This is a genomic window from Klebsiella sp. RCJ4 (assembly GCF_009025755.1).
GTDB classification, from domain to species: Bacteria; Pseudomonadota; Gammaproteobacteria; order Enterobacterales; family Enterobacteriaceae; genus Klebsiella; species Klebsiella michiganensis.
This window is the reverse complement of the sequence record NZ_WCIN01000037.1, coordinates 292,385-315,143: the sequence shown is the minus strand read 5'-3', so window position 1 is coordinate 315,143 and position 22,759 is coordinate 292,385. Positions and strand designations below refer to the sequence as shown.

The 22,759-nt window shown below is 55.9% G+C and carries 22 protein-coding genes; 15 read left to right on the top strand and 7 right to left on the bottom strand.

All coding sequences use genetic code 11. The annotated features are described in order from the left end of the window. Positions 1–29: 29 nt before the first annotated feature. A complete protein-coding gene (locus F8562_RS14990) occupies positions 30–1,307 on the bottom strand; it encodes a serine dehydratase subunit alpha family protein (protein ID WP_014837129.1) in 1,278 nt (425 codons plus the stop codon). Positions 1,308–1,684: 377 nt separating this feature from the next. On the opposite strand from F8562_RS14990, the gene psiE reads away from it, so the two are divergent. Further along, entirely contained in the window at positions 1,685–2,095 is a 411-nt protein-coding gene (gene psiE, locus F8562_RS14985) for a phosphate-starvation-inducible protein PsiE (protein ID WP_004097754.1), read from the top strand. Between the two features lie 191 nt (positions 2,096–2,286). On the opposite strand, the gene malG is transcribed toward psiE, so the two are convergent. The 3 genes from malG to malE all read right to left on the bottom strand — a co-directional run bounded on the left by malG (position 2,287) and on the right by malE (position 6,113). Continuing rightward, complete coding sequence (gene malG / locus F8562_RS14980) at positions 2,287–3,177, bottom strand: maltose ABC transporter permease MalG (RefSeq protein ID WP_004097756.1); 891 nt, start codon at positions 3,175–3,177, stop codon at positions 2,287–2,289. Positions 3,178–3,191: 14 nt separating this feature from the next. Beyond that, positions 3,192–4,736, bottom strand: coding sequence for a maltose ABC transporter permease MalF (gene malF, locus F8562_RS14975; protein ID WP_014227533.1), 1,545 nt, complete (start codon positions 4,734–4,736; stop codon positions 3,192–3,194). 186 nt (positions 4,737–4,922) lie between these two features. Further along, on the bottom strand, positions 4,923–6,113 hold the full coding sequence (gene malE / locus F8562_RS14970; protein ID WP_014227534.1) for a maltose/maltodextrin ABC transporter substrate-binding protein MalE: 1,191 nt from the start codon (positions 6,111–6,113) through the stop codon (positions 4,923–4,925). A 370-nt stretch (positions 6,114–6,483) separates the two neighbouring features. Between malE and malK the strand changes: the two genes are divergently transcribed. From malK to ubiA, 5 genes are all read left to right on the top strand, one after another. Further along, a complete protein-coding gene (gene malK, locus F8562_RS14965; protein ID WP_004097762.1) occupies positions 6,484–7,593 on the top strand; it encodes a maltose/maltodextrin ABC transporter ATP-binding protein MalK in 1,110 nt (369 codons plus the stop codon). Positions 7,594–7,764: 171 nt separating this feature from the next. Next, positions 7,765–9,054, top strand: a complete 1,290-nt coding sequence (locus F8562_RS14960) for a maltoporin (protein ID WP_014227535.1) — start codon at positions 7,765–7,767, stop codon at positions 9,052–9,054. Positions 9,055–9,165: 111 nt separating this feature from the next. After that, positions 9,166–10,083, top strand: coding sequence for a maltose operon protein MalM (gene malM / locus F8562_RS14955; protein ID WP_014837132.1), 918 nt, complete (start codon positions 9,166–9,168; stop codon positions 10,081–10,083). A 188-nt stretch (positions 10,084–10,271) separates the two neighbouring features. Beyond that, positions 10,272–10,769 (top strand): chorismate lyase, encoded by a 498-nt coding sequence (ubiC, locus tag F8562_RS14950; protein WP_014227537.1) that lies wholly within the window; start codon positions 10,272–10,274, stop codon positions 10,767–10,769. A 12-nt stretch (positions 10,770–10,781) separates the two neighbouring features. Then, positions 10,782–11,651, top strand: a complete 870-nt coding sequence (ubiA, locus tag F8562_RS14945; RefSeq protein WP_014227538.1) for a 4-hydroxybenzoate octaprenyltransferase — start codon at positions 10,782–10,784, stop codon at positions 11,649–11,651. A 98-nt stretch (positions 11,652–11,749) separates the two neighbouring features. On the opposite strand, the gene plsB is transcribed toward ubiA, so the two are convergent. Then, the gene (plsB, locus tag F8562_RS14940) at positions 11,750–14,173 is read right to left on the bottom strand and encodes a glycerol-3-phosphate 1-O-acyltransferase PlsB (protein WP_004097770.1); all 2,424 of its coding nucleotides are present in this window, start codon (positions 14,171–14,173) and stop codon (positions 11,750–11,752) included. Between the two features lie 129 nt (positions 14,174–14,302). Between plsB and F8562_RS14935 the strand changes: the two genes are divergently transcribed. From F8562_RS14935 to F8562_RS14920, 4 genes are all read left to right on the top strand, one after another. Then, positions 14,303–14,671: a diacylglycerol kinase gene (locus F8562_RS14935; RefSeq protein ID WP_014227539.1), complete on the top strand. Its 369-nt coding sequence runs from the start codon at positions 14,303–14,305 to the stop codon at positions 14,669–14,671. A gap of 122 nt (positions 14,672–14,793) precedes the next feature. Next, the gene (lexA, locus tag F8562_RS14930) at positions 14,794–15,402 is read left to right on the top strand and encodes a transcriptional repressor LexA (protein ID WP_004097774.1); all 609 of its coding nucleotides are present in this window, start codon (positions 14,794–14,796) and stop codon (positions 15,400–15,402) included. A gap of 72 nt (positions 15,403–15,474) precedes the next feature. Next, on the top strand, positions 15,475–16,791 hold the full coding sequence (gene dinF / locus F8562_RS14925) for an MATE family efflux transporter DinF (protein WP_094909391.1): 1,317 nt from the start codon (positions 15,475–15,477) through the stop codon (positions 16,789–16,791). 136 nt (positions 16,792–16,927) lie between these two features. After that, the gene (locus F8562_RS14920; RefSeq protein ID WP_004137568.1) at positions 16,928–17,137 is read left to right on the top strand and encodes a CsbD family protein; all 210 of its coding nucleotides are present in this window, start codon (positions 16,928–16,930) and stop codon (positions 17,135–17,137) included. 65 nt (positions 17,138–17,202) lie between these two features. On the opposite strand, the gene zur is transcribed toward F8562_RS14920, so the two are convergent. Then, positions 17,203–17,718: a zinc uptake transcriptional repressor Zur gene (gene zur, locus F8562_RS14915; protein WP_004097781.1), complete on the bottom strand. Its 516-nt coding sequence runs from the start codon at positions 17,716–17,718 to the stop codon at positions 17,203–17,205. Positions 17,719–17,735: 17 nt separating this feature from the next. On the opposite strand from zur, the gene F8562_RS29290 reads away from it, so the two are divergent. The 4 genes from F8562_RS29290 to pspG all read left to right on the top strand — a co-directional run bounded on the left by F8562_RS29290 (position 17,736) and on the right by pspG (position 19,894). Continuing rightward, positions 17,736–17,894 (top strand): hypothetical protein, encoded by a 159-nt coding sequence (locus F8562_RS29290; RefSeq protein WP_014837134.1) that lies wholly within the window; start codon positions 17,736–17,738, stop codon positions 17,892–17,894. A 25-nt stretch (positions 17,895–17,919) separates the two neighbouring features. Further along, complete coding sequence (locus tag F8562_RS14910) at positions 17,920–18,408, top strand: cupin domain-containing protein (protein ID WP_014227541.1); 489 nt, start codon at positions 17,920–17,922, stop codon at positions 18,406–18,408. A gap of 107 nt (positions 18,409–18,515) precedes the next feature. Next, the gene (gene dusA, locus F8562_RS14905; protein ID WP_032695095.1) at positions 18,516–19,511 is read left to right on the top strand and encodes a tRNA dihydrouridine(20/20a) synthase DusA; all 996 of its coding nucleotides are present in this window, start codon (positions 18,516–18,518) and stop codon (positions 19,509–19,511) included. Positions 19,512–19,651: 140 nt separating this feature from the next. Further along, positions 19,652–19,894: an envelope stress response protein PspG gene (gene pspG, locus F8562_RS14900; RefSeq protein WP_014227543.1), complete on the top strand. Its 243-nt coding sequence runs from the start codon at positions 19,652–19,654 to the stop codon at positions 19,892–19,894. A gap of 303 nt (positions 19,895–20,197) precedes the next feature. Here the strand turns inward: pspG and F8562_RS14895 are convergent, their stop codons facing one another. After that, entirely contained in the window at positions 20,198–21,181 is a 984-nt protein-coding gene (locus F8562_RS14895) for a quinone oxidoreductase (protein WP_014227544.1), read from the bottom strand. Positions 21,182–21,242: 61 nt separating this feature from the next. Here F8562_RS14895 and dnaB point away from each other — a divergent pair, with 61 nt between their 5' ends. Beyond that, positions 21,243–22,658 carry a replicative DNA helicase gene (gene dnaB, locus F8562_RS14890; protein WP_004097788.1) on the top strand — a complete coding sequence of 472 codons (1,416 nt, stop codon included), beginning with the start codon at positions 21,243–21,245 and terminating at the stop codon, positions 22,656–22,658. Positions 22,659–22,759 lie beyond the last annotated feature (101 nt).

The following is a 22,759-nucleotide window of genomic DNA, read 5'->3' as shown; positions in this document are numbered from 1 at the left end:
GTAAGGTACATTAAAACGCTAATTAATGATTACTTTGCTACCATAATGTTGATGATTTCTTTATCGGTATAGGCCATAGGCTTAATTACCAGACGGCAGAGATTATTAATAGTCTGCTCAACGTCAGCGCAAACAATGCCGTCATTAGAGCCAGCGCAGCTATTTTGCATCGCCATCAGTACGGCCTTAAAGGCGCTGGAAACCACGGACGACACTTTCATTGCGCAGCTATTAGAGGCGCCATCGCAAATCATGCCGGTAATATCGCTGATCATATTAATAATAGCGGTATTAATTGTTTGCAGGTCACGGGTAAATAACCACGCCATGCCGGCCGCGGCGCCCATCGCTGCCGTGGACGCCGCGCATAGCGCGGACAGACGCGTATAGCGGGAGTGGATCGATATGGCGGTCAGGTGGGAGAGCGCCAGCGCCCGCGCGAGGGTCTCTTCATCGGCGTTAAGATGCTCCGCGACCGTCACTACCGGCATGGTGGCGGCGATACCCTGGTTACCGGAACCAAAGTTAGACATCGCGACGACGGGGGCTCCGCCCATTCGCGCGTCGGATGCGGCGACGGTATTGATGATGACTTTACTCAGCAGGTCGTTGCTGAGCAGGCCATTTTTTACCGCATCAGAGAAGGTGCCGTTGATGTTCAAGCCGTATTTTTTGCTTTTACCTTCCTCCGCCAGCGCCGAATTGAGCCGGGCGGCTTCGAGAATAAATGCGATGTCGGCGAATTCGACCTCGCTAATAAAATCAAAGGCCTCGGCAAGCGAAAAGGTGGCTAATGTTTCCTGCTGCGTTACCGTACTCTGTTTGTCCGCCAGCACCTGCGCTTCGCCATTAATATACAGCTCAACGATATTGGTATGCGTGCCCTTGACCACCACGCGGCAGCTCTTTTCGCCGCCCGTTAGCGTCAGATCCAGATGAATAAAATCAGGGGTGTCTTGCACGCTAATATTGACCTGGCCATCGGCAATTAACTTCTGGGCTAATTCAACATGTCGTTCGGTAATTCCCTCCAGCGTTTTTAAACCTTTATCCGCATCGCCACCAAATGCGCCGATCGCGGCTGCGAGCGCCACCCCGCTGACGGAAGTGCCCGGAATAGTTACGCCCATCGCATTCTTGTACAGGTTCGCAGAAATAAAACCGCTAATATTTTGACAAGCCGTATCTAAATGTTTCGCTGCGTAAGCTGCGGTAAAAGAAATAGCAACGGGTTCCGTACAGCCTAATGCCGGAGCCACTTCTTTTTTTAGCCAGTTTATAAACAGGGATGAGTGTTCAGTAATCATGTTTTATATCGTTCCGCTAACGAGGGTTTATTAATCTGCGAGTATGCTAAGTCAATTTCTAAGGAAAAACTTACTCTAATGCGGGCGTAATTTATGCCTGAAAGAGAAAAATATTCGCTTATTACAATATTGTAAAATTGTGATCTTATTATGGTTAATTAACTGATTTGACGGGTATTTATATTCTGTTTTTTGAACATAAAAAGGGATTTAGTTAACTACCTCACAGCGTTGCCGAAAGTAAAAATTTCTCTTTTTACGAATTTCGTCGGAGATGAGAAAGGCAAGCAGTGGAAAGAAGGGACTCACAAATGTAGATCTGGATCACATTTTTGCGTTATACAGGTCACAGGAAATCATGATGATGAGGTGTACCTATGCCGCCGGTTTATCGTCCGTTGGTGAGTTTTATTGCAACCGCAATGCAAACCGTTTTGAATCTTGGCCTGCTGTGCCTGGGGGTCATTCTGATCGTATTTCTGGGAAAGGAGACGCTGCATCTGGCGCATGTCCTGTTCACCCCGGAGCCTGTCAGCAAGTACAAGCTGGTGGAAGGGCTGGTGGTCTACTTCCTCTATTTCGAGTTTATCGCGCTGATAGTGAAGTACTTTGAGTCGGGATTTCACTTCCCGCTGCGCTACTTTGTCTATATCGGCATCACCGCAATCGTCCGCCTGATCATTATCGATCATGAGTCGCCTATGGCGGTGCTGATTTACTCCGCGGCGATCCTGATTCTGGTGATAACGCTCTGGCTGTGTAACTCCAACCGTCTGAAGCGCGAATAAAAAAAAGCGGCCTCCAGGGCCGCTGACCAACAGTCACAAATAGAATTTATGTAGGGTCCAGTTGAGGATAGCAGTGGCATTTGCCTTACTTTTTCAGCTGAGGGCGACGGCGGTAATACCCGGTTGGGGTCGCGTATTACCGCTAAACCGCCGGCCCTCATCTGAAATTTGGGGCGGGTGTTACAAAAAAATTAACCTTTCACTCCGCCAGCCGTCAGGCCGTTAACCAACCAGCGCTGGGCCAGCAGGAACACCACGGTAATCGGAATGGCGGAAAGCACCGCCGCGGCGGCAAAGTCGCCCCACAGATAGTTCTGCGGGTTGAGATACTGTTGCATTCCGACCGCAAGTGTATAGCTGTTTACGTCGCGCAGCAGCAGGGAGGCCACCGGCACTTCGGTAATCGCCGCGATGAACGACAGAATAAACACCACCGCCAGAATCGGTACCGACAGCGGGAGCAGCACGAGGCGGAAAGCCTGCCATGGGGTCGCACCGTCCAGCGCCGCCGCTTCTTCCAGCGAGCCGTCGATGGTTTCGAAGTAACCTTTGATCGTCCAGACGTGCAGCGCGATACCGCCCATGTAGGCGAAGATGACGCCGCCGTGGGTATTCAGGCCGACGAACGGCACGTACTGGCCGAGACGGTCAAACAGGGCATACAGCGCGACCAGCGACAGCACCGCGGGGAACATCTGGAAAATCAGCATCCCTTTCAGCAGCGTTGCTTTACCCGGGAAGCGCATGCGGGCAAAAGCGTAAGCGCAGGTGGTAGAGAGCGCGACGATGCCAATGGCGGTAATGCCTGCCACCTTGATGGAGTTCCACAGCCACAGCAGCACCGGGAAGGGGGGCGGCGTGACGCGACCATCAGCGTGTTCGACGCTGAAGCCGAGCGCCAGCCGCCAGTGCTCCCAGGAGATACTTTCGGGGATCAGGCTACCGGTGGCGAAGTTCCCTTCGCGCAGAGAGATAGCGATGACCATCAGCAGCGGGAACATAATCGCCGCGATAAAAATCAGCAGCAGGAGGTGCGTCGTGAACAGGCGCAGCTTCTGAGATTTGGGTTGAACCATAGCCATAATCGTTATCTCCCTTAATCAAACTTCATACGTGTGGCTTTCAGGTTAACAATCGCCAGGGCGCCTACCAGCAGGAAGATCAGCGTGGCGATAGCCGCCGCGAGGCCGAAGTCCTGACCGCCGCCGCCTTCAAAGGCGATACGGTAGGTATAGCTCACCAGCAGGTCGGTGTAGCCCGCCGGCGTGGTGGTGCCGAGCCGGTCCGGCCCGCCGTTGGTCAACAGCTGAATCAGCACGAAGTTGTTAAAGTTAAAGGCGAAGCTGGCGATCATCAGCGGCGTCAGCGGCTTGATCAGCAGCGGCAGCGTAATTTTGAAGAAGTTCTGGAACGGCGTAGCGCCATCCATTGCCGAGGCTTCATATAAATCGTCAGGAATCGCTTTCAGCAGGCCCATGCACAGGATCATCATGTACGGATAGCCCAGCCAGGTGTTGACGATGATAATCATGGTACGCGCGGTGGTCGGGTCGCTAAACCAGGCCGGCTTGATGCCGAACAGCGCGCTGAGCATCATGTTGATCTCACCAAAGCTCTGGTTGAACAACCCTTTGAAAATCAGAATCGAGATAAACGACGGTACGGCGTAAGGCAGAATCAGCAGTACGCGGTAAATCGCTTTACCTTTCAGAGCTTCCCACTGGACGAGACAGGCGAGCACCATGCCGACCGCAACGGTGAGAATTACGGTCAGAACGGAGAACACCACCGTCCAGACGAAAATCGCGAAGAACGGTTTCTGGATGCCTTCATCCTGGAACACGCGAGTGAAGTTATCCCAGCCGATGGTCACGGTGTAGCCCGGGCTGAGCTTTTCGCTGCCCCAGCTACCGTCGGCGTTGATCGCCTGATAGAAACCGACCTCGGCGTTCGGACGGTATTTCACGCCGCTCTGGTTGTTGGTCAGCGTGCCGTCACTGGCCAGCGCGTACAGCGGCTGGGTACCGGAGAACTGACGCAGGGAGCTCATAATGACTTTGCTTTCATCCGGCAACACGGCGGTCAGCTGGTTCAGGGCGGTACGGTTTTGCGTAATCACGCGCAGCGTGGCGCGCTCGCCTTCCGGCAGGGCGTCTGCCTCTTTTAAGGCCAGCTTCTGTTCGCCGCCGAATTTAAAGGCGTCGGAAAGATAGTTTTTGCCGCTTTCGCCGTCGGTCAGCGCCAGCTTCCACTCATCTCCCGCCGGATAAAGCGCGAAGTTGTAGGATTTGCCCGCCTGGAAGGAGCGGTCCATCAGCACCTGTTGGGCGCGTTCGAAGGTCAGCTGGTTAGTGCTGCTGTAGTTGGTGAAAGCGATAGCGATAGTGCAGATCAGCGGGAACAGGACGAACAGCCCCATCCCGGCGAGACCCGGATAGACATAGCGCCAGGCGTAGGCCTTGCGATTGGAAAAAATATACAGGCCAACCGAGCTCAAAATCAGCGTCATGATGGCAAACAGGTACTCCCCCTGGGCGTACATCAAAACAACAAGGTAACCCACCAGCAGGCACAGCAAGCCGATCACAGACCATGTGAGCTGCGGGCTTTGCCACCAGTGCTTCTTTTTCACGACATCCATGGGGATCATCCTCTTTACACTTTATCCTTCGCGCTACCTCTTTGTTGGCTGCGGATGCGCACCCCAGTCACTTACTGATGTAAGCGCCTGGGGATTTGCATCCTTGCCGCCTCGATGTAGCGCGAATGATTTCGCGTAACAACGTATTCAACAAACCTTATTCCCTAAGAAATAAGGGAAACCGTATTACTTGGTGATACGAGCCTGCGCGTCTTTCAGCGCCGCATCGACGGTCTGGCGACCGCTAGCTGCGTTGATCACTGCGGTACGAACGGCATACCAGAAGGCGGACATCTGCGGAATATTCGGCATGATTTCACCTTTCTGGGCGTTAGCCATGGTGGCGGCGATACGCGGATCTTTTTCCAGTTTTTCCTGGAAGGATTTCAGCGCGACCGCGCCCAGCGGTTTGTCCTTGTTCACTTCATCCAGACCCTGATCGGTCATCAGGTAGTTTTCGAGGAACTCTTTCGCCAGTTCTTTGTTCGGGCTGGCGGCGTTAATACCGGCGCTCAGTACGCCAACGAACGGTTTAGACGGGTTGCCTTTGAAGGTCGGCAGCAGGGTAACGCCGTAGTTAACCTTGCTCTTATCGATGTTAGACCACGCCCACGGACCGTTGATGGTCATCGCGGTTTCGCCTTTGTTGAATGCCGCTTCCGCGATGGAGTAGTCGGTGTCGGCGTTCATATGTTTGTTCTTGATAAGGTCGACCAGGAAGGTCAGGCCCGCTTTCGCGCCAGCGCTATCCACGCCTACGTCTTTCACGTCGTACTTGCCGTTTTCAAACTTGAATGCATAACCGCCGTCGGCGGCGATCAGCGGCCAGGTGAAGTACGGTTCTTGCAGGTTGAACATCAGCGCGCTCTTACCTTTCGCTTTCAGTTCTTTATCCAGCGCCGGGATCTCTTCCCAGGTTTTCGGCGGGTTTGGCACCAGGTCTTTGTTATAGATCAGCGACAGCGCTTCAACGGCAACCGGGTAGGCAATCAGCTTGCCGTTATAGCGAACCGCATCCCAGGTGAACGGATAGAGTTTGTCCTGGAACGCTTTATCCGGGGTGATTTCCGCCAGCAGGCCGGACTGCGCGTAGCCGCCAAAACGGTCGTGAGCCCAGAAGATGATGTCAGGGCCGTCGCCGGTCGCGGCAACCTGCGGGAATTTCTCTTCCAGCTTATCCGGATGCTCTACGGAGACTTTAATGCCGGTGTCTTTTTCAAACTTTTTACCCACTTCAGCGAGGCCGTTGTAGCCTTTGTCGCCGTTAATCCAGATAACCAGCTTACCTTCTTCGATTTTTGCGAGGGCAGAGGCGGAAAACATCATCGTGGTCAATGCAGACAGCGCGAGGATGCGAGCGCCAGTTTTGATTTTCATATACCCGTCCTATTTGGTGATGTGCTCGTGGATACACTTGAGTGGCTTAACGGTGATGAGTTTCCTTTTTTAACAACCTCTTTCCATCCTCCCCATGTCTACGCCCCATCCCCCGATAGTGTGATCTCCATTACAGAAATGCCGGTTATGAGTCCTGGAGCACATAAAAAGGCGGCCAATTTTGCAGGCTACATCACGAAATCGACGTCCGTCCGTCCCCCCCGGCGGCGAGACGCAATCTCTCATCCTCCCGCCTCCTCCCCCATAAAAAAGCCGGGGGGTGGAGGATTTACCCTATTTATGAATGCCGCATAGTCAGCCCATCTTGAATGTGTCGTTAAGTGACAGGTTGTAACGAAGGGAGAAGGGCATGGCGAGCGTACAGCTGCGAAATGTAACGAAAGCCTGGGGTGACGTAGTGGTATCGAAAGATATCAATCTCGAGATCCAGGATGGGGAGTTCGTCGTGTTTGTTGGGCCATCAGGCTGCGGCAAATCCACCCTGCTGCGTATGATTGCCGGGCTGGAAACGGTGACCAGCGGCGATCTGCTGATTGGCGATACCCGAATGAATGATGTCCCGCCCGCCGAGCGCGGTATCGGGATGGTGTTTCAGTCTTATGCGCTTTACCCCCACCTTTCCGTCGCGGAAAACATGTCTTTTGGCCTGAAGCTGGCCGGCGCCAAAAAAGAGCTGATTAACCAGCGCGTGACTCAGGTGGCGGAAGTTCTTCAGCTGGCCCATCTGCTGGAGCGCAAACCGAAAGCGCTTTCCGGCGGTCAGCGTCAGCGCGTGGCGATTGGCCGTACTCTGGTGGCTGAACCGCGCGTGTTCCTGCTGGATGAACCGCTCTCTAACCTCGATGCCGCGCTGCGCGTGCAGATGCGCATTGAGATTTCCCGTCTGCATAAGCGTCTTGGCCGCACGATGATTTACGTGACCCACGACCAGGTCGAAGCGATGACCCTGGCCGACAAGATTGTGGTGCTGGACGCCGGTCGCGTCGCGCAGGTCGGGAAGCCTCTCGAACTCTATCACTACCCGGCGGATCGTTTCGTCGCGGGCTTTATTGGCTCGCCGAAGATGAATTTCCTGCCGGTGAAAGTCACCGCTACCGCCATTGAGCAGGTGCAGGTGGAGCTGCCAAACCGTCAACAGGTCTGGCTGCCGGTGGACAGCGCCCGCGTTCAGGTCGGCGCCAACATGTCCTTAGGGATTCGCCCGGAACATTTGCTGCCCAGCGATATCGCCGACGTCACCCTCGAAGGTGAAGTTCAGGTGGTCGAACAGCTCGGCCACGAAACGCAAATTCATATTCAGATCCCATCCATCCGTCAGAACCTGGTTTACCGCCAGAACGACGTGGTGCTGGTAGAAGAGGGAGCCACATTCGCCATCGGTTTGCCGCCGGAGCGCTGCCATTTATTCCGTGAGGATGGCACCGCTTGTCGTCGGCTGCATAAAGAGCCGGGCGTGTAAGGCTTCTAACTAAAAAAAAACACAAAACCATTCGCGCTGCATCGAGGCGGCAAGGGAATGAATCCCTGGGAGCGTACAAAAGTACGTGACCAGGGTGAGTGAGCGCAGCCAACAAAGAGGCAGCCCGAAGGGTGAAGTGTTCAAAGAAAAGCAATGATCTCAGGAGATAGAATGATGATTACTCTGCGCAAACTTCCACTGGCGGTCGCCGTTGCGGCAGGCGTTATGTCTGCTCAGGCGCTGGCCGTTGATTTCCACGGCTACGCTCGTTCTGGTATCGGTTGGACCGGCAGCGGCGGTGAGCAACAGTGCTTCAAAGCCACGGGCGCTCAAAGCAAATACCGTCTTGGCAACGAATGTGAAACCTATGCGGAACTGAAGCTGGGCCAGGAGTTGTGGAAAGAAGGTGATAAGAGTTTTTATTTCGATACTAACGTCGCTTATTCCGTAAATCAGGAAGATGACTGGGAAAGTACCTCTCCGGCGTTTCGTGAAGCTAACATCCAGGGTAAAAACCTGATTGACTGGTTGCCGGGTTCTACCCTGTGGGCCGGTAAGCGCTTCTACCAGCGTCATGACGTTCACATGATCGACTTCTACTACTGGGATATCTCCGGCCCGGGTGCGGGTCTGGAAAACGTTGACCTTGGCTTCGGTAAACTCTCTCTGGCAGCCACGCGTAACTCAGAAAGCGGCGGTTCTTACACTTTCTCCAGCGATGACACCAAGAAATTTGCTGCTAAAACCGCAAACGACGTCTTTGACGTGCGTCTGGCCGGTATGGAAATCAACCCGGGCGGCGTACTGGAGTTAGGCGTGGATTATGGCCGCGCTAACCCGCAGGACGATTACCGTCTGGTTGATGGCGCATCAAAAGACGGCTGGATGTTCACCGGTGAACATACTCAGTCTATCTGGGGTGGCTTCAACAAGTTTGTTGTTCAGTATGCGACCGACTCGATGACCTCCTGGAACAGCGGTCACTCCCAGGGAACCAGCATCGATAACAACGGCAGCATGATCCGCGTTCTGGATCACGGCGCGATGGACTTCAACGATGACTGGGGCCTGATGTACGTTGCGATGTACCAGGACGTGGATCTGGACAGCAACAACGGTTCTACCTGGTACACCGTCGGTGTTCGTCCGATGTACAAATGGACGCCGATCATGAGCACCCAGCTGGAAGTCGGTTACGACAACGTGAAATCCCAGCGCACCAGCGAAAACAACAACCAGTACAAAATTACCCTGGCCCAGCAATGGCAGGCGGGTAACAGCGTCTGGTCTCGCCCGGCAATCCGTATTTTCGCGACCTACGCAAAATGGGATGAGAACTGGGGCTACAGCAACACCTCCGGTCTGCAGACTAAAGACGGCAGCGGTAACGGGGTTTACACCTCCAGCCGCGGTAACGATAGCGAAGTGACCTTCGGTGCGCAGATGGAAGTTTGGTGGTAACACCGCCGTAATCATGTAGTGACACGGAGGGGCTCTGCCCCTCCTGATTCTTCAGGATTAGCGCGCTATTGCCTGGCCACCGCTAAACCTACGCTATCCGAGGTGAGAACAATGAAAATGAAGAAAACTCTCGTCGCCCTGTGTTTATCCGCAGGAATGTTGGCATGCGCGCCGGGAATGAGCCTTGCTGACGTCAACTTTGTCCCGCAAAACACCAGCGCAGCGCCCGCCATCCCCGGTGCTGCCCTGCAGCAGCTCGTCTGGACGCCAGTCGATCAATCTAAAACGCAGACCGTTGATTTACTCACGGGCGGCCAGCGCCTGGATGTTGCCGGCATCTCCGGCCCGGTTGCGGCCTGGAGCGTTCCGGCGAATATTGGCGAACTGACCCTGACGCTCACGAGCGAAGTGAATAAGCAAAAACAGATTTTTGCGCCGAACGTGCTGATTCTCGATCAGAATATGACGCCATCCGCGTTCTTCCCCAGCAGCTATTTTACCTATCAGCAGCCCGGCGTGATGACCGCGGATCGGCTTGAAGGCGTCATGCGCCTGACCCCGGCGCTGGGGCAGCAGAAGCTTTACGTGCTGGTCTTTACGACGGAAAAAGATTTACAACAAACCACGACTCTGCTGGATCCGGCGAAAGCTTACGCTAAAGGCGCGGGCAATGCCGTGCCGGATATTCCAGACCCGATTGCCCGCCACACCACCGATGGCGTGCTGAAGCTAAAAGTCAAAACCAATAGCGGCTCCAGCGTGCTGGTTGGTCCGCTGTTTGGCTCTTCCGGCAATGGCCCGGTGACCGTCGGCAATACCGCCGCGCCGGTTGTCGCGCCGGCCCCGGCTCCGGCGGCGAAAAGCGAACCGATGCTTGATGACACCGAAACCTATTTCAACAACGGCATTAAGCAGGCGGTTGCGAAAGGCGATATCGATAAAGCCCTGAAATTGATGAACGAAGCTGAACGTCTTGGCTCGAAATCTGCTCGTTCCACCTTTATCAGCAGTGTAAAAGGCAAGGGGTGACCGTCTCCCCGCAATGCTGATGTTTAGGCACAGCCTTTAGGTGCGTCCGTCAGGGCGCACTTTTTTTTAGCGCGCCGCAGCCTCTGTTGCACGGCTGTTGCGCGGATGATCGTATATTGACGTTTGCCCGCCCCCGATGCCCCATTCTGCGATACAATACCTTTACGTTATGTACCGGAGATTCAGGCATGCCACATCCTGCGCTTACGCAACTGCGTGCGCTGCATTATTTTGCCGCTATGCCCCCGCTGGATGCGCATCTGCGCGACTGGCTATTGCTGGAAGACTCAATGACCAAACGCTTTGAGCAGCAGGGGAAGAAAGTCAGCGTCATCATGGTTAACGAAGGTTTTGTTGGACGCGACGCGCTGGCCGGTGAGGCGCCCCTGTTACCGAGCGAACCCCGCTACTGGCTGCGGGAAATCATTCTTTGCGCCAACGGTGAACCCTGGCTGGCCGGGCGCACGATAGTGCCCGAATCAACGCTGAGCGGCCCCGAACTGGCGCTGCAACAGCTGGGGCAAACGCCGTTGGGCCGCTATCTCTTCACGTCATCGACGCTAACCCGTGATTTTATTGAAATTGGTCGTCATGCAGAGCTGTGGGGGCGTCGTTCCCGCCTCCGGTTGAGCGGCAAACCGCTGCTGCTGACGGAACTGTTTTTGCCTGCATCGCCGTTGTATTAAGAGGAAAATGAAATGGAGTGGAGTCTGACGCAGAACAAGCTGCTGGCGTTTCACCGCCTGATGCGTACTGACAAACCGATTGGCGCGCTGCTGCTGCTGTGGCCGACGCTATGGGCGCTGTGGGTGGCGACGCCGGGGATACCGCCGCTATGGATCCTCGCCGTTTTTGTCGCCGGCGTCTGGCTGATGCGCGCCGCAGGCTGCGTGGTCAACGACTATGCCGATCGCAAGTTTGACGGCCACGTCAAACGGACGGCCCACCGCCCGTTGCCGAGCGGCGACGTTAGCGAAAAGGAGGCGCGGACGCTGTTTGTCGTGCTGGTGCTGCTTTCGTTTCTGCTGGTGTTGACCCTGAACACCATGACCATTCTGCTGTCGGTAGCGGCGCTGGCGCTGGCATGGGTATATCCGTTTATGAAGCGCTATACCCACCTGCCTCAGGTCGTGCTGGGTGCGGCGTTCGGCTGGTCGATCCCGATGGCCTTTTCGGCGGTCAGCGAATCGCTGCCGCTGAGCTGCTGGCTGATGTTCCTCGCCAATATCCTGTGGGCGGTGGCCTACGATACCCAGTATGCGATGGTCGATCGTGATGATGACGTCAAAATCGGTATCAAATCGACGGCGATTCTCTTTGGCGACAACGATCGCTTAATCATCGGTATTTTACAGGTGGCGGTACTGGGTCTGATGGCCGCGGTAGGCTGGCTGAGCGGGCTGGGCTGGGAGTATTACTGGTCGTTGTTTATCGCCGCGGCGCTGTTTGCCTGGCAGCAGAAGCTGATATTTAAACGCGAACGCGATGCCTGCTTTAAGGCGTTTATGAACAATAACTACGTGGGGCTGGTGCTATTTCTCGGCCTGGCGATGGGATATATGCAGTAGCGCTGTGGGTTTCCCGGCTTGCGGCGTAAACGCCTTAGCCGGGCTACAAAACCGCAGGGTCCGGTAGCCCGGCGCAGGCCGGGACATCTCTTTAAGCGTTACGCTTCATCCTGGGTAACGCTTTCAATCGTTAATCGCACATCCGAAGTAATCAGATCCGCCAGCATGCGGTAGATCTTCAACGTCTCTTCCGGCTCGGCGTCCCCGGTATCGCTGATATAGCCTTCGTCACGCAGGGTCAACACCAGCGTGCTGAACACCGCCTTATCGAAGAACTCCGGCGCGTTGATGCCGTGCAGAACGGACAGGCGCTGCGCCACGGTGCGGCTCTCTTTCTCCAGCGAACTGCGGTTGATTGACGGGTTAGCGCTCAGCAGCCAGAAGGTAATGGCGTAGCGCTGCAGCGTTTCGCGCGCGCCTGCGGCCAGCAGCTGCAGAGAACGGGCATGAGACGGATTGACGCTCACCTCATCGTCGTTCAGGGCGATGAGTCCCTGACGCTGCATCTCAGCGATCAGCGCATCGACGACGCCCGCCAGCTCCGCTTTTTCCCAGCGCAGGAACAGCTCGGCCTTCAGGAACGGATAGAACATCTCGACGTGACGCAGGATTTCGGCGCGGGTAATACGACGATGCTGAGTGACGATGGCGGCTAACAGCGACGGCATCACCAGCATATGGGCGATGTTGTTGCGGTAGTAGGTCATCAGCACGGCCTGCTCGCGCGGCAGAATGATGATATCGCCAATGGTATCTTTCTCGACTTCGAACTTGTTCATCTGCAGCGCGTGGTCAATCAGCTCGCTGGCCGAAGCCGCAGGCGTGGTCGCATCCGCTGAATATGGCACGTTGCGCAGCAGGGCGAGATAGCACTCCAGCTGCTCGGTGAGCTGCTCGCGGGTCAGTGAACGCTGACGCGATGCCAGCAGCGCGGTACAGCACAGGTTCATGGCGTTAGCCGCGCCGGCATTATTGATGCGCACCATCAGATCCGAGGCGATATTATTCACCGTCGGGGTCAGCCAGGAAGGGCGAACCGCTTCGATAGGGTCGATAGACTCGCGCCAGTCCGGCACATGCTGGTTCAGATAGGCCATCAGCGGCAGGGGTTCGCCGAAGTTAACGTAGCCCTGGCCGAGATTTCGCAGCTTGCTCAAGCCGCGCAGCATCTGCGGCAGGCTCTCTTTCTCTTTCGTCGCACCGCGTAGCTCTTTGGCGTAGGTACCAACCTCCATCACGTGCTCGTAGCCGATGTAAATCGGCACCAGGGTGATGGGGCGATTACCGCCGCGCAGCATCGCCTGAATGGTCATCGACAGGGTGCCGGTTTTCGGATCCAGCAGGCGTCCGGTACGCGAACGCCCGCCTTCAACGAAATACTCCACCGAATAGCCGCGGCTGAACAGCTCGCCGAGATATTCGCGGAATACGGTTGAGTAAAGCTTATTGCCCTTGAACGTGCGGCGAATAAAGAACGCGCCGCCGCGACGGAAGATCGGACCGGCGGGCCAGAAGTTCAGGTTGATACCGGCGGCGATATGCGGCGGCACCAGGCCCTGATGATAAATGACGTAAGAGAGCAGCAGATAGTCCATATGGCTGCGGTGGCACGGGACATAAACGATCTCGTGGCCTTCATGCGCCAGCTGGCGCACGCGCTCGGCGTTATGCACGTTAATGCCCTGATACAGCCGGTTCCAGGTAAAGCCCAGCACGCGGTCGGTCAGGCGAATCATCTCATAGGAGAAGTTTGCGGCGATCTCTTCCATCAGGGCGATAGCGTTTTGCTGCGCCTTTTCATGAGAAATTTTCTTGCTGCGCGCTTCGTCTTCTACCGCACGGGCAATGGCTTTCGAGGCCAGCAGTTTATTAAACAGATCCTGGCGCGCGGGCAGGCGCGGGCCGACCGCCGCCAGACGCTGACGGGCGAAGTGCATGCGCGCCACGCGGGCCAGCTTCTGGGCGATGGTTTTATCGGTACCGTGTTCGTCCGCCATCTTACGCAGCGAGACCGAAGGCGAGAAACGGACAAAGCTGTCGCGGCCCAGCCACAGGACGGCGAAGAATTTCTGAATGCCGTTGAGCATGCGCAGCGGCGGGTTCACCTCGCCTTTTTCACGCCCCGGCGCGCGACCGAACATCACCGAAACCGGCACCATCTGCACGTCAAGATCGGGATGGTTGCGGTGCAAATCCAGATAGTCGTGAAAGAGCTTGATAGACTCTTCTTTCGGCGTGTAATAGGTAAACACGCGCGGTCCGCCGTGGATAAATACGTAGCGCGGAAGCAGGCCGCCGTCGATCTCGAGCGGCTCCAGCGGGTCCGGTAACTCATGTTCCAGACATTGCGCGCGCAGCGTCAGCAGGTCCGCCTTCGAATTGTAGGGCAGGACATACATAATGGGACGCGAGGTATCCAGGCCTAATTCCTGAGCAGGTTGTGCCGGAATCGACTTGCTTTTTACCAGCGCCCTTAATGGTAAATTCAGTAATTTATAGTAAATTCGTTGCCAGCCAGACATAGACGATGTGAAGCCTCTGGTTAATCATGCAAATGCGCCGCAAGAATAACAGAAAGTGCGCAAAATTTCCGTTGTAACGCGGCAAACGCGTACACTCATTGACGTCATTTACATAAAAAGGTTTGTTTGATGGCCAATAATACCACTGGGTTAACCCGAATTATTAAAGCGGCAGGGTATTCCTGGAAAGGATTCCGGGCGGCGTGGGTCAACGAGGCCGCCTTTCGTCAGGAAGGCATCGCGGCCGTTGTTGCCGTGGCGATCGCCTGCTGGTTAGACGTCGATGCCATCACCCGGGTGCTGTTGATTAGCTCGGTCCTGCTAGTGATGATAGTTGAAATTATCAATAGCGCGATTGAGGCGGTTGTTGACCGTATTGGCCCTGAACATCACGAGCTGTCGGGGCGAGCGAAAGACATGGGATCGGCGGCGGTATTGCTGGCGATCATCATCGCGCTGATCGCGTGGGGAACGCTTTTATGGGCAAACTACCGCTAACGCCTGGCGTAGCGGCTCGCAAAACGGAAAGAAACTCCTGATTTTTGTGTGAAATGTGGTTCCAAAATCACCGTTAGCTGTATATACTCACAGCATAACTGTATATACACCCAGGGGGCGGAATGAAAGCGTTAACGACCAGGCAGCAAGAGGTGTTTGATCTCATTCGGGATCATATCAGCCAGACGGGCATGCCGCCGACGCGTGCGGAGATTGCTCAGCGCTTGGGGTTCCGTTCCCCAAACGCGGCGGAAGAACACCTGAAAGCGCTGGCGCGTAAAGGCGCAATCGAGATCGTTTCCGGCGCCTCCCGCGGTATTCGTCTGCTGACGGAAGAAGAAACGGGTCTGCCGCTTATTGGCCGCGTCGCGGCGGGTGAGCCGCTGCTGGCCCAGCAGCATATCGAAGGTCACTATCAGGTCGATCCGGCTATGTTTAAGCCGAATGCCGATTTTCTGCTGCGCGTTAGCGGGATGTCGATGAAAGACATCGGTATTCTTGATGGCGACCTGCTGGCCGTCCATAAAACGCAGGATGTGCGCAATGGCCAGGTGGTTGTGGCGCGCATCGACGAAGAAGTTACCGTGAAGCGACTGAAAAAGCAGGGTAACGTCGTTGAACTGCTGCCGGAAAACAGCGAATTCTCGCCGATTGTTGTGGATCTTCGCGAGCAAAGCTTCACTATTGAAGGCCTGGCCGTTGGCGTTATCCGCAACGGCAACTGGCAGTAATCTCTTCACCTCGCGGCATCATCACCTGATGCATGATGCTGCGCCGTTTTTCCTCATTTGGGCTCTTTCTCCATGCTTTTTAACGCCGCCGACAAAGCCCTGTGGCGCTTAGCGCTGCCCATGATCTTCTCCAATATCACCGTTCCGCTGCTGGGGCTGGTGGATACCGCCGTTATTGGCCATCTCGACAGCCCGGTTTATCTGGGGGGCGTGGCGGTTGGCGCAACGGCGACCAGCTTCCTCTTTATGCTGCTGTTGTTCCTGCGAATGAGTACCACCGGACTGACGGCGCAGGCGTTTGGCGCAAAAGATCCGCAGAGGCTGGCGCGTGCGCTGGTACAGCCTCTGGGCCTGGCGCTGGCCGCCGGGGCGGCGATTGTGCTCTTACGGATGCCGTTAATCGACCTGGCGCTGCATATCGTCGGCGGTAGCGAAGCCGTGCTCGAACAGGCCAGACGCTTCCTGGAGCTCCGCTGGCTAAGCGCGCCGGCATCGCTGGCGAATCTGGTCCTGCTGGGCTGGCTGCTGGGCGTGCAGTACGCCAGAGCGCCGGTGATCCTGCTGGTAGTCGGCAACGTCCTCAACATTGTGCTCGATTTATGGCTGGTGATGGGCCTGCATATGAACGTGCAGGGGGCGGCGCTGGCGACGGTCACCGCAGAATACGTCACTTTCTTTATTGGCCTGCTGATGGCGAGACGCGTGCTGGCGCTGCGCGGCGTTTCCCTGTCGATGCTGAAAAACGCCTGGCGCGGCGATATACGCCGCCTGCTGGCGCTGAATCGCGACATCATGCTGCGCTCGCTGCTGCTACAGCTCTGCTTCGGGGCGGTGACGGTATTTGGCGCTCGCCTTGGCGCCGATGTCGTCGCGGTCAATGCGGTCCTCATGACGATGCTGACCTTTACCGCCTATGCGCTGGACGGTTTTGCCTACGCCGTTGAGGCGCACTCCGGGCAGGCTTACGGCGCGCGCGATGACAGCCAGCTGCTTGCCGTCTGGCACGCGGCCTGCCGCCAGTCAGGGATGGTGGCGCTGGCGTTTGCGCTGATTTACGGCCTTGCCGGTGAGCAGATTATCGCTTTGCTGACCTCGCTGCCTTCGCTGCAGCAGCTGGCTGACCGCTACCTGGTCTGGCAGATGATACTGCCGGTCATTGGCGTCTGGTGCTATCTGCTGGACGGCATGTTTATCGGCGCGACGCGGGGGGCGGAGATGCGCAACAGCATGGCGGTAGCGGCGGCGGGGTTTGCCCTGACGCTGCTGACGGTACCGACGCTCGGTAACCACGGACTGTGGCTGGCGCTGACGGCCTTTCTCGCTCTGCGCGGCGTTTCTCTGGCGATTATCTGGCGGCGCCACTGGCAGCGCGGAACCTGGTTTTCGTAATGCATTTGGTGCATCTGATGGTTAAAGATTCCGAATAATAAATCTTACTCAGAATACTCATCTATAGTTAAGTCATGTCCGGCACACAGCGGGCTGTTCATTCACCGAACGATAACCGAACGATGAGGAATGCATGATGAATAAAGACGAAATCGGCGGTAACTGGAAACAGTTCAAAGGTAAAGCGAAAGAAAAATGGGGCAAGCTGACCGACGATGACATGACCGTCATTGAAGGCAAACGCGACCAGCTGGTGGGCAGAATTCAGGAACGTTACGGTTACGCCAAAGACCAGGCAGAGAAAGAAGTGACCGACTGGGAAACCAAAAACGACTATCGCTGGTAGCGAAAACGCCGTGTTTTAACCCACCGTTATTGCCTACACCCTTGATTCCCGCTGCGGCTAACGCCTCAGCGGGCTTTCTTTTTGATCTGGATGGTATGGTCGTGGTGGCAGTGGCCCGGCGTACTGCAGGATTCAACCTCGACGCAGGCGGCGCACAGGCCGTGAGCCTCAATGACGTTGTGGCGCAGGGCGAATCCCATTCTTGCCGCCAGCGTATGCATAATATCTTCGACGCCTTCCGCACACTCTTCTTTGACGCCGCCGCAGCGGTCGCAGATAAACATCGCCGAGCTGTGGGTCGGCTGATCGAAAAGGTGACACAGCACGTAGCTATTGGTGGATTCCACCTTATGCACGAACCCTTGCTCGAGTAAAAACTCCAGCGCCCGGTACACCGTCGGCGGTTTCGCCTGAGGTTCTTTTTCACGAAGGAGATCGAGCAGGTCGTAGGCGCTGATTGCCCCTTGCTGCAGGCTCATCAAACGCAATACTTCAAGGCGCTGCGGGGTCAGGCGCACGCCACGCTGCGCGCACAGCTTTTCAGCATGCGCTAACATTTGTTGCGAAGTGGTCTTATCCATGAGCGTCCTCTGGTTGCGTGAATCTGAAACTGTTACTTTATCACGATACCGGTAAAACGCCGAGACCCGGCGGGCTATACCCGTCACACTTCACGTTACCTGCGCGCTGGCTGCGCCAGTTCGTCCCAGCCGCGCTACTGGGGTCGCTCAACCTTGCCACCTTATGCTATACCTGATGCATCTCATTTTCGGGAGAAAACGATGAAACGACCTGACTGCATTCGACACTGGCGTGAACTGGAAGGCGTGGATGATTCCACCTACCCCGACAGTACTGAGCTTTTCTCCATCGGCGCGCCGCTGGCGCGGGGCCTGCGGCTGAATCGCCTGGGGATCCACCATGAGCGTCTACCGCCCGGACGCCGAACCTCTTATCCGCATGCGGAGAGCGACGAAGAAGAGTTTATCTACGTGCTGGAAGGCTATCCGGAAGTGTGGATTAACGGCTACCTCTGGAAGCTGGAGCCGGGGGATAGCGTCGGCTTTCCTGCCGGAACCGGCATTTGCCACACCTTCCTCAATAACACCGAGCAGGAGGTTCGCCTGTTAGTCGTTGGCGAGGCAAACAAGAAATTTAATCGCATCTACTACCCGCTTAACCCCGGCTATGCCGCCACGCGTCAGGATCGCTGGGTTGACCATCCGCCGCAGTTTTTTGGCCCTCACGACGGCAAGCCGCGGAAAATATAGCGTTTATTGCGGGATAAAAAAGGTGAGCGCTGACGCTATGCCTCAGTGGTTTATCTTTGTGCTATAGTAGCGCCCCTTTTTACCCGGATGCTTATTTATTCGCCATGATGTCAGACTCAACGCCTACTGCTTTCGCCGCTCACCGTTTTTCCATCGCGCCGATGCTCGACTGGACCGACAGACACTGCCGTTATTTTCTGCGTCAGCTGTCGCGCCACACGCTGCTGTATACCGAAATGGTGACCACCGGTGCGATTATTCACGGCAAGGGCGACTATCTGGCCTACAGCGAAGAAGAGCATCCGGTCGCCCTGCAGCTCGGCGGCAGCGATCCGGCTGCGCTGGCGCACTGCGCGAAGCTGGCGCAGGCGCGCGGCTACGATGAAATTAACCTGAACGTTGGCTGCCCGTCCGATCGCGTGCAGAACGGTATGTTTGGCGCCTGCCTGATGGGGAACGCGCAGCTGGTGGCAGACTGTATTAAAGCCATGCGCGACGTCGTGTCGATCCCGGTCACGGTGAAAACCCGTATCGGCATTGACGACCAGGACAGCTACGGGTTTCTGTGTGATTTTATCGAAACGGTATCCGTGAAAGGCGAGTGCGAGATGTTTATCATCCACGCGCGCAAAGCGTGGCTTTCGGGGCTAAGCCCCAAAGAGAACCGCGAGATCCCGCCGCTTGACTATCCGCGCGTTTACCAGCTGAAGCGTGATTTTCCGCATCTGACCATGGCGATTAACGGCGGCATTAAGTCGCTGGAAGAAGCAAAACAACATCTTGCGCATATGGACGGCGTGATGGTGGGCCGTGAAGCCTATCAGAATCCAGGCATACTGGCGTCGGTGGATCGGGAAATTTTCGGCGTGGAAGGCATCGATGCTGACCCGGTTTCCGTGGTCCGGGCGATGTATCCCTATATCGAACGCGAGCTTAGCAACGGTACTTATCTGGGGCACGTAACGCGCCATATGCTCGGGCTGTTTCAGGGGATCCCCGGGGCGCGCCAGTGGCGTCGCTATCTGAGCGAAAATGCGCATAAAGCCGGGGCGGACATCAACGTGCTGGAACAGGCGCTGAAACTGGTTGCCGACAAGCGTTAGTTTTTCACTAAAACCTGGTCAAATTCACCACGCCCTGTACGTATCGTGCCGGGCGTTTTTGTTATTATTCAATATGTTATATTTGGCACGATTTTTGTAATATCCGCTAAGGTAGATAAAATTTCTTTAGGGGAAAGACGATGCTGGAACTCTTATTCGTTATTGGCTTTTTTGTCATGTTATTGGTCACCGGCATTTCACTGCTGGGTATTATTGCCGCGATTGTTGTCGCGACCGCGCTGATGTTTGTCGGCGGTCTGTTTGCGTTAATGATTAAACTGCTGCCGTGGCTGCTGCTGGCCGTTGTTGTGGTTTGGGTGATTCGGGCGATAAAATCACCAACCGACAACCGTTATCGCGCTAATAACCGCTGGCGCTACTAAGGTATTGAGCGGTATGTCACAACCTGAAGATTTTTGCATAAAACAGCGTAGGCTTTGCTTATTAAATCTGTCACTATTAGCGGGTTAACGAATTCATCGTGCTGTACCCTACATACAGCCGAACAAAAAAAGTAAGGGCTTCCCATGTGGAAGCCCTAAACTTTTCTTCTTTTCCCGTCATACTTCAGGCTACAGGGGCGTTGGTTGCTTGCATTCACCCCGGTCACTTACTGTTGTAAGCTCCTGGGGATTCATTCACTTACCATCTTCCTGTAGCCCGAATTATTTAGGGAAAAGCCATTACTATGGCAAGAGCAAACTTGAACCCTGCGTCGCCCGGCTTTCCAGCACCTCATGCGCGCGTCTGGCGTCGGTTAACGCATATTTTTGGCTCTCCGCGACATCCACTTTTATCACGCCGCTGGCGATCAGCGAAAACAGTTCGTTGCTGGCTTCCGTCAGCTCTTCACGCGTGGTGATATAGCCCTGCAGAGAAGGGCGGGTGACGTACAGCGAACCTTTTTGGTTGAGGATCCCGAGATTGACACCGGTCACCGGGCCGGAGGAGTTGCCGAAGCTCACCATCAGCCCCCGACGCTGCAGGCAGTCAAGGGAGGCTTCCCAGGTATCTTTCCCGACGGAATCGTAAACCACGTGGACTTTCTTACCGTCGGTGATCTCTTTCAGGCGCTCGACGATATTCTCTTCGCGATAGTTAATGATCTGCCAGGCGCCGGCCTGTTTGGCGCGTTCAGCTTTTTGCGCGCTGCCGACGGTACCGATCAGCTTCGCGCCCAGCGCTTTGGCCCACTGACAGGCGATGAGCCCGACGCCGCCGGCCGCCGCATGAAACAAGAACGGCTCGCCCGCTTTGATCTCGTAGGTTTTCCGCAGCAGGTAATAGACCGTGAGCCCTTTCAGGAATGAGGCCGCCGCCTGCTCGAAAGAGATCGCGTCCGGCAAGATGGCGGCCTTATCCGCGGGCACGTTGTGGACGGTGCTATAGGCTCCCAGCGCCGATTGCGCGTAGACCACCCGATCGCCGGCTTTGATATGTTTCACCCCGCTGCCGACTTTGCTTACTACGCCAGCGGCTTCGGTACCCAGACCGCTCGGCAATGACGGGGGCGGGTAGAGGCCGCTGCGGATATAGGTATCAATGTAGTTAATGCCGATGGCCTTATTCTCTACCTGAATTTCGTGCTCTGCGGGATCTTTCGGCGTGAACTCCAGCGCTTGCAGAACATCAGGCCCTCCGTGCTGGTGAAATTCAATTCGTGTTGCCATGCTTCCTCCAGAAATGTGGTAATCTTTCGACCCATTCACTATCTCGGTAACTCCATTCACTATGGCAGGAAATAAACCCTTCAACAAACCACAGACTGAACCCCGCGAGCGTGATTATCAGCTCGATGGGTTGAAGGTCCCGCCGCACTCGATTGAAGCGGAACAGTCGGTGTTGGGCGGTTTAATGCTGGATAACGAACGCTGGGACGACGTTGCCGAGCGGGTTGTTTCGGAAGATTTTTATACCCGTCCGCATCGCCATATTTTCACCGAAATGGCGCGCCTGCAGGAATCGGGCAGCCCGATTGACCTGATTACGCTCGCCGAATCGCTGGAGCGTCAGGGGCAGCTGGACAGCGTCGGCGGCTTCGCCTACCTGGCGGAATTATCGAAAAATACGCCAAGTGCGGCGAACATCAGCGCTTATGCCGATATCGTCCGCGAACGTGCGGTAGTACGCGAAATGATCTCCGTGGCGAATGAAATCGCCGAGGCCGGTTTCGATCCCCAGGGCCGCACCAGCGAAGATCTGCTCGACCTCGCCGAATCCCGGGTGTTTAAAATTGCCGAAAGCCGCGCGAATAAAGACGAGGGGCCGAAGAATATCGCCGACGTGCTCGACGCTACCGTGGCGCGTATTGAACAGCTCTTCCAGCAGCCGCATGACGGCGTGACCGGGGTTAACACCGGCTATGACGATCTCAATAAAAAAACCGCCGGTCTTCAGCCGTCGGACCTGATTATCGTCGCCGCGCGTCCGTCAATGGGTAAGACGACTTTTGCGATGAACCTCGTGGAAAACGCGGCGATGCTGCAGGATAAGCCGGTACTCATCTTCAGTCTCGAGATGCCTTCGGAGCAGATTATGATGCGTTCTCTGGCCTCGCTGTCGCGCGTTGACCAGACCCGCATTCGTACCGGCCAGCTGGATGATGAAGACTGGGCGCGCATTTCCGGCACCATGGGAATTCTGCTGGAAAAACGTAATATCTATATTGATGACTCCTCCGGCCTGACGCCAACCGAAGTGCGCTCCCGCGCGCGGCGTATCGCCCGCGAGCACGGCGGCATCGGTCTTATTATGATCGACTACCTGCAGCTGATGCGCGTGCCGTCGCTCTCCGATAACCGTACGCTGGAAATCGCCGAAATTTCCCGCTCGCTCAAGGCGCTGGCGAAGGAGCTGCAGGTGCCGGTGGTGGCGCTGTCGCAGCTTAACCGCTCGCTGGAACAGCGCGCGGATAAGCGCCCGGTCAACTCCGACCTGCGTGAGTCCGGCTCCATCGAGCAGGACGCCGACTTAATCATGTTTATCTACCGTGATGAGGTTTATCACGAAAACAGTGATTTAAAAGGCATCGCTGAAATTATTATTGGTAAACAGCGTAACGGCCCTATCGGGACGGTGCGCCTGACGTTTAACGGTCAGTGGTCGCGTTTTGATAATTATGCTGGGCCACAATACGACGACGAATAAATCTCCGTCATCCTTCATGCCGCAGATGCGTTGACTACGCCTGTTCACCCCGGTCACTTAGTTTACTAAGCTCCCGGGGATTCTCAGGCTTGTCGCCTTCC

Bases quoted from the DNA above. Each gene is read 5' to 3' on its own strand.
- ubiC (WP_014227537.1), top strand. From the start codon at position 10,272: ATGCCACATCCTGCGCTTACGCAACTGCGTGCGCTGCATTATTTTGCC.
- ubiA (WP_014227538.1), top strand. From the start codon at position 10,782: ATGGAGTGGAGTCTGACGCAGAACAAGCTGCTGGCGTTTCACCGCCTG.
- F8562_RS14910 (WP_014227541.1), top strand. From the start codon at position 17,920: ATGAAACGACCTGACTGCATTCGACACTGGCGTGAACTGGAAGGCGTG.
- dusA (WP_032695095.1), top strand. From the start codon at position 18,516: ATGTCAGACTCAACGCCTACTGCTTTCGCCGCTCACCGTTTTTCCATC.
- plsB (WP_004097770.1), bottom strand. From the start codon at position 14,173: ATGTCTGGCTGGCAACGAATTTACTATAAATTACTGAATTTACCATTA.
- malF (WP_014227533.1), bottom strand. From the start codon at position 4,736: ATGGATGTCGTGAAAAAGAAGCACTGGTGGCAAAGCCCGCAGCTCACA.
- lexA (WP_004097774.1), top strand. From the start codon at position 14,794: ATGAAAGCGTTAACGACCAGGCAGCAAGAGGTGTTTGATCTCATTCGG.
- pspG (WP_014227543.1), top strand. From the start codon at position 19,652: ATGCTGGAACTCTTATTCGTTATTGGCTTTTTTGTCATGTTATTGGTC.
- F8562_RS14935 (WP_014227539.1), top strand. From the start codon at position 14,303: ATGGCCAATAATACCACTGGGTTAACCCGAATTATTAAAGCGGCAGGG.
- F8562_RS14960 (WP_014227535.1), top strand. From the start codon at position 7,765: ATGATGATTACTCTGCGCAAACTTCCACTGGCGGTCGCCGTTGCGGCA.
- F8562_RS14920 (WP_004137568.1), top strand. From the start codon at position 16,928: ATGAATAAAGACGAAATCGGCGGTAACTGGAAACAGTTCAAAGGTAAA.
- dinF (WP_094909391.1), top strand. From the start codon at position 15,475: ATGCTTTTTAACGCCGCCGACAAAGCCCTGTGGCGCTTAGCGCTGCCC.
- malE (WP_014227534.1), bottom strand. From the start codon at position 6,113: ATGAAAATCAAAACTGGCGCTCGCATCCTCGCGCTGTCTGCATTGACC.
- zur (WP_004097781.1), bottom strand. From the start codon at position 17,718: ATGGATAAGACCACTTCGCAACAAATGTTAGCGCATGCTGAAAAGCTG.
- psiE (WP_004097754.1), top strand. From the start codon at position 1,685: ATGCCGCCGGTTTATCGTCCGTTGGTGAGTTTTATTGCAACCGCAATG.
- malK (WP_004097762.1), top strand. From the start codon at position 6,484: ATGGCGAGCGTACAGCTGCGAAATGTAACGAAAGCCTGGGGTGACGTA.
- F8562_RS14990 (WP_014837129.1), bottom strand. From the start codon at position 1,307: ATGATTACTGAACACTCATCCCTGTTTATAAACTGGCTAAAAAAAGAA.
- malG (WP_004097756.1), bottom strand. From the start codon at position 3,177: ATGGCTATGGTTCAACCCAAATCTCAGAAGCTGCGCCTGTTCACGACG.
- F8562_RS14895 (WP_014227544.1), bottom strand. From the start codon at position 21,181: ATGGCAACACGAATTGAATTTCACCAGCACGGAGGGCCTGATGTTCTG.
- dnaB (WP_004097788.1), top strand. From the start codon at position 21,243: ATGGCAGGAAATAAACCCTTCAACAAACCACAGACTGAACCCCGCGAG.
- malM (WP_014837132.1), top strand. From the start codon at position 9,166: ATGAAAATGAAGAAAACTCTCGTCGCCCTGTGTTTATCCGCAGGAATG.